The sequence below is a fragment of the Nitratireductor sp. GCM10026969 genome (genome assembly GCF_042660605.1).
Lineage (GTDB): Bacteria > Pseudomonadota > Alphaproteobacteria > Rhizobiales > Rhizobiaceae > Chelativorans.
The window spans coordinates 1-3,767 of record NZ_JBHSUM010000243.1; the positions used below are offsets into that span (position 1 = coordinate 1).

Genomic DNA, 3,767 nt, shown 5'->3' on the forward strand with positions numbered 1-3,767 from the left:
CGCACCTGCCTGTTCGTCAAGCGCTCGCTCGGCTCCGGCTACGCCGGCATCGACAACACCCTGTTCTACAAGGACGGAACCATGATGCTGCTCGGCGACGCAAAGAAAATGACCGAGGACATCGTCAAGGCGCTCGAACAGTAGGTGCTCGTTTCAAGCAATCAGAAGCCCGGCCCTCGCGCCGGGCTTTTTCGTTGGTGGTCCCCGAGAGCCGACCGCCCTAGATATCCCGGAACGACGGACCCTGCGAACGGAGACCAGGGACATGGTTGCTCTCATCTGGCTCGGGGCACTGCTGGTCATCCTGGGCCTCATCCACATGGCCTATGTGACTCTCTGGAGCCGGCGGCTGAGCGATCCGCCGCGATCGCAGCATGGCACCGACGATACGACGCTGGAGCCTCCCAGGCAGGGGCTGCGCTTCCTCGGCTTCGGGCGCAACTGGCTGGGCGCGCTCCTGTTCGTCCTGGGCCTCCTGCTTCTGTTGTGGGGCGCGGCTTTTTAGAGGCACGCCCGGCTACAGCGTAGTGCGATCTTCAGGGGTGTCGGCGCGGGAGCCTGGGCCGCACCGTAATGCTGCTGCCCGGCACTGACATTCCCGCTTTGCTCCGGATTCCGGCCGACCTGTCTTCATCAAGCTTACGGGGCAGAGCGCAGCTGAAAGGCACTGACGCCCACGGCGATATTGAGACCTGTCTGAGCCTGCAGGCTTACCGGCTGAAGGACCAGGTTGCGGTCACCCTCGCTTACCAGGATATTGGCGCCGCCACCGACCCCCGCGGTCACTTCCGCGCTGGGGCCGACATAATTGCCTTCCAGAGCGCCGGGGGCGTTCGGTTCCGCCGTCGTCGGGGCCAGCACGAGCCAGCGCATCACGCGTTCGCTCGTCGCTCCGATCTCGAGCCCGAAGCGGTTGACCACGCCGACATAGCTTTCCGGCGGGCGTGTGTCGTCGGCCGGCTGGAAGGTGCAGGAAAACTCCTTCGAGGAGATGACCGCCAGTTCCATCCCGCCTTCGATGATACAATCGAGGACGCCCACTTCCGTGCGCTCCTGTGCGGCGGCGGGCGGGGCGGAGGTGGCGGCTGTGAACGCCGCGGCGGCCAAGAGAACCGTGCCTTTGCGCATGATCGAAAACTCCCGTTTTTCCTGCCGGGCAAACGGGAGGGGGCGGTGTTCGTTCCAAGCGGTCTTCGAGAGGCGGCGGGCCGCCGGGTATCAGACGCTCGAGCCTTTGGTGCGCGCGAGTCCTTCGCGGGCCGGTGCGTACTCGGGGTCGAGTTGCAGCGCGCGGGCGTAGGAGCGCGCCGCGCGGTCGTTCTCGCCGCGCCTTTCATAGACAAGCGCCTGGTTGGCCCAACTCTCGGCCAGGTCTTCGTTGAGGCGTATCGCGGTGTTGAAATCGGTGAAGGCGTTTTCCTCGTCGCCGATGGCGAGATAGGACAGTCCGCGTCCGTTATAGGCATAAGGCTGGCTGGGCGCCAGCGAGATGGCGGAGGCGAAGTCCTCGATGGCGAACTGGTGCTGATTGCTCGCCTGGTAAAGCAGCCCACGCCGGTAATAGGCGCGCGGGTCGGTGGTATCGAGCTGGATCGCCTGCTCGAAATCGCTGAAGGCCTCGCTCGTGCGGCCGGCCAGGCGGTAGATCTCGCCGCGGCCAATATAGGCGGCGTCGTAGCGGGGATTGAGTTCGATGGCCTTGTTGTAGTCGGCCAGCGCTTTCTGCTGGTCGCCCATATAGCGGTGGATGAGCGCCCGGTTTGCATAGGCACGGAAGGAACGCGGGTCGAGCGCGATCGCCTGATCGAAGTCCCGCAAGGCCTCGCGGTACTGGCCGGCCCGGCCGTAGGCGCTGCCACGGATGTTATAGCCTTCCGGATCGTTGGGCGTGCGCTCGATCACCGCCGTGAGCGAGGCGATGTTCTCCTCCGAGCCCTGCGCGGCATCGATCGGTGCCAGGCTGCTCAACGGTTCGGTGGTGCTGCAGGCGGCCAGCGACAGCATCGCCGTCAGGGCGAGGGCGGTTCGCCCGGCACGGAAATACCGGTTCGCGGCGGTCATCGCATCAGACATCGCAGTTCCTGTCTTCCCCTGTTGTCCCCCGCCCCCGGGCCAAAGCCGTTCAATAAAAAAGGTGGCGGCGATGAGACTCGTCGCGCCACCTTGCGCACCAAAACCGCGGAAAGAGACGAAATCTGGGCGCTCAGCGCGCCGCGGCCCGTCCGCCGATGATACCTTCTCGCTGGGCGCGCTTGCGCGCCAGCTTGCGCGCGCGGCGGACCGCCTCGGCCTTTTCGCGGGCGCGCTTTTCGGAAGGCTTCTCGTAATGCCCGCGCATCTTCATCTCGCGGAAGATGCCTTCGCGCTGCATCTTTTTCTTAAGCGCGCGAAGCGCCTGATCAACATTGTTGTCGCGGACGAGTACCTGCACTCTCTCGTTTCCTGTCGAAGCGTTGATATCCGGTGGTCCGACCCCAGCTTGAGCGGGTTCAACACCATTACCCCGCGGCAGGATTCCACCGCAGGCTAATCGCAGATAGCAAAGTCCGGGGCTTTTGTCGAGCCCGGAAAAGGGGAACAGTACTCCGGCTTTTCGGTTAGGCCTGGCAGCAGAGAACGCGCCGAAAGGGTCTTCTTGAGGACGTCCATCTGGATAGCCATCGGCATTTTCGTCGCCGTTGCGGCATGGCTTGCAAGCGGGCTTTTGATCGATGGCCGCGGGCAGGACGAGGCGACGGAGACCCCGGCGCCGCAACCCACCCTGGTGGCGGTCCGCCCGTCGACGGCCGAAGAAGTTCCCCAATACATCTACGCCCAGGGCGTTGCCGAGCCCTACCGCACGACGGAGGTCATCTCCACGGTCGGCGGCACGCTCGCCGCGGTGGAGGCGCAGCAGGGCGACACCGTTGAGGCGGGCACGGTGCTGGCGCGGGTGCGGCTGGATGCGCGCCAGAGCCGTCTCGTCAGCACCGAGGCGCGGGTGGAAAGCCTCGAGGCGGATCTCGAGGCGCTGTTGGAACTCGAGGCGCAGGGTTTTGCAACACCGGCGCGCGTACGCGAACTGCGCTCGCAGCTCGAAGAAGGCCGCGCCGCGCTCGAGCGTGTGCGCGAGGAGATACGCGATACCACCATCGAGGCGCCGATCTCCGGCATCGTCAGCGACGTCTTCGTCAACAGCGGCGAGTCCGCGCCGGTCGGAACCTCGATCGCGCGCATCGTCGACAACGCTCCCCTGCGCGTCGCGCTCCACATTTCGCAGCGCGACATCGGCAGCGTCGATGTCGGCCGTGCGGCCGTGGTGAGCTTCGCCACCGACGATCTCGCCAAGGGCCGGGTTTGTTTCGTGGCGCCGGCGGCCGACCCGCAGACCCGCACTTTCCGCGTCGAGATACGCGTTCCCAATACCGAGCGGCGGATCCCCTCCGTCGTCAGCACTGAGGTGCGCTTCCAGACCGGGCAGGCCGCCGCCCATTTCATCTCCCCGGCCATTCTGGCGCTGAGCGATGCGGGTGATCTCGGTGTGAAGGCGGTCAACGAAGACGGTCGGGTGCGCTTTTATCCCGTCGAGATCGTGCGCGCGCAAGGCGACGGCATCTGGGTCGGCGGCCTTCCGCAACGGCTGCGCCTGATCACCATCGGGCAAGGGTTCGTGCGTGAAGGGGAGAGCGTACGCATCCGCGAGGAGGATGTCGGGGCGGAAACCGCCGCGCGCGGGGCGGCCGGCGGCGCACGACTGCCGACGGCCACCGTGGAGTCGCCGGAATTCG

General features: G+C 65.9%; 6 protein-coding genes. 3 read left to right on the forward strand and 3 right to left on the reverse strand.

Features of this window, described 5'->3' with window-relative positions:
- Positions 1–144, forward strand: a 144-nt coding sequence (locus tag ACFP9U_RS24215) for an NAD(P)(+) transhydrogenase (Re/Si-specific) subunit beta (protein WP_378625358.1), incomplete at its 5' end; no start/stop codon positions are given.
- 121 nt (positions 145–265) lie between these two features.
- Positions 266–505 carry a hypothetical protein gene (locus ACFP9U_RS24220; protein WP_322452863.1) on the forward strand — a complete coding sequence of 80 codons (240 nt, stop codon included), beginning with the start codon at positions 266–268 and terminating at the stop codon, positions 503–505.
- Between the two features lie 134 nt (positions 506–639).
- Here the strand turns inward: ACFP9U_RS24220 and ACFP9U_RS24225 are convergent, their stop codons facing one another.
- The 3 genes from ACFP9U_RS24225 to rpsU form a co-directional block, all read right to left on the reverse strand.
- Positions 640–1,128, reverse strand: coding sequence for a DUF992 domain-containing protein (locus tag ACFP9U_RS24225; RefSeq protein WP_378625355.1), 489 nt, complete (start codon positions 1,126–1,128; stop codon positions 640–642).
- A 90-nt stretch (positions 1,129–1,218) separates the two neighbouring features.
- Complete coding sequence (locus tag ACFP9U_RS24230; RefSeq protein WP_378625356.1) at positions 1,219–2,073, reverse strand: tetratricopeptide repeat protein; 855 nt, start codon at positions 2,071–2,073, stop codon at positions 1,219–1,221.
- A gap of 130 nt (positions 2,074–2,203) precedes the next feature.
- A complete protein-coding gene (gene rpsU, locus ACFP9U_RS24235) occupies positions 2,204–2,431 on the reverse strand; it encodes a 30S ribosomal protein S21 (RefSeq protein ID WP_322452866.1) in 228 nt (75 codons plus the stop codon).
- A 204-nt stretch (positions 2,432–2,635) separates the two neighbouring features.
- Between rpsU and ACFP9U_RS24240 the strand changes: the two genes are divergently transcribed.
- Positions 2,636–3,767: efflux RND transporter periplasmic adaptor subunit (locus tag ACFP9U_RS24240; RefSeq protein ID WP_378625357.1), on the forward strand; the 1,132-nt coding region annotated here is incomplete at its 3' end.

What these genes read in the sequence shown, in the direction of transcription:
- ACFP9U_RS24220 (WP_322452863.1), top strand. Translation starts at nt 266, where the DNA reads ATGGTTGCTCTCATCTGGCTCGGGGCACTGCTGGTCATCCTGGGCCTC.
- ACFP9U_RS24230 (WP_378625356.1), bottom strand. Translation starts at nt 2,073, where the DNA reads ATGTCTGATGCGATGACCGCCGCGAACCGGTATTTCCGTGCCGGGCGA.
- ACFP9U_RS24225 (WP_378625355.1), bottom strand. Translation starts at nt 1,128, where the DNA reads ATGCGCAAAGGCACGGTTCTCTTGGCCGCCGCGGCGTTCACAGCCGCC.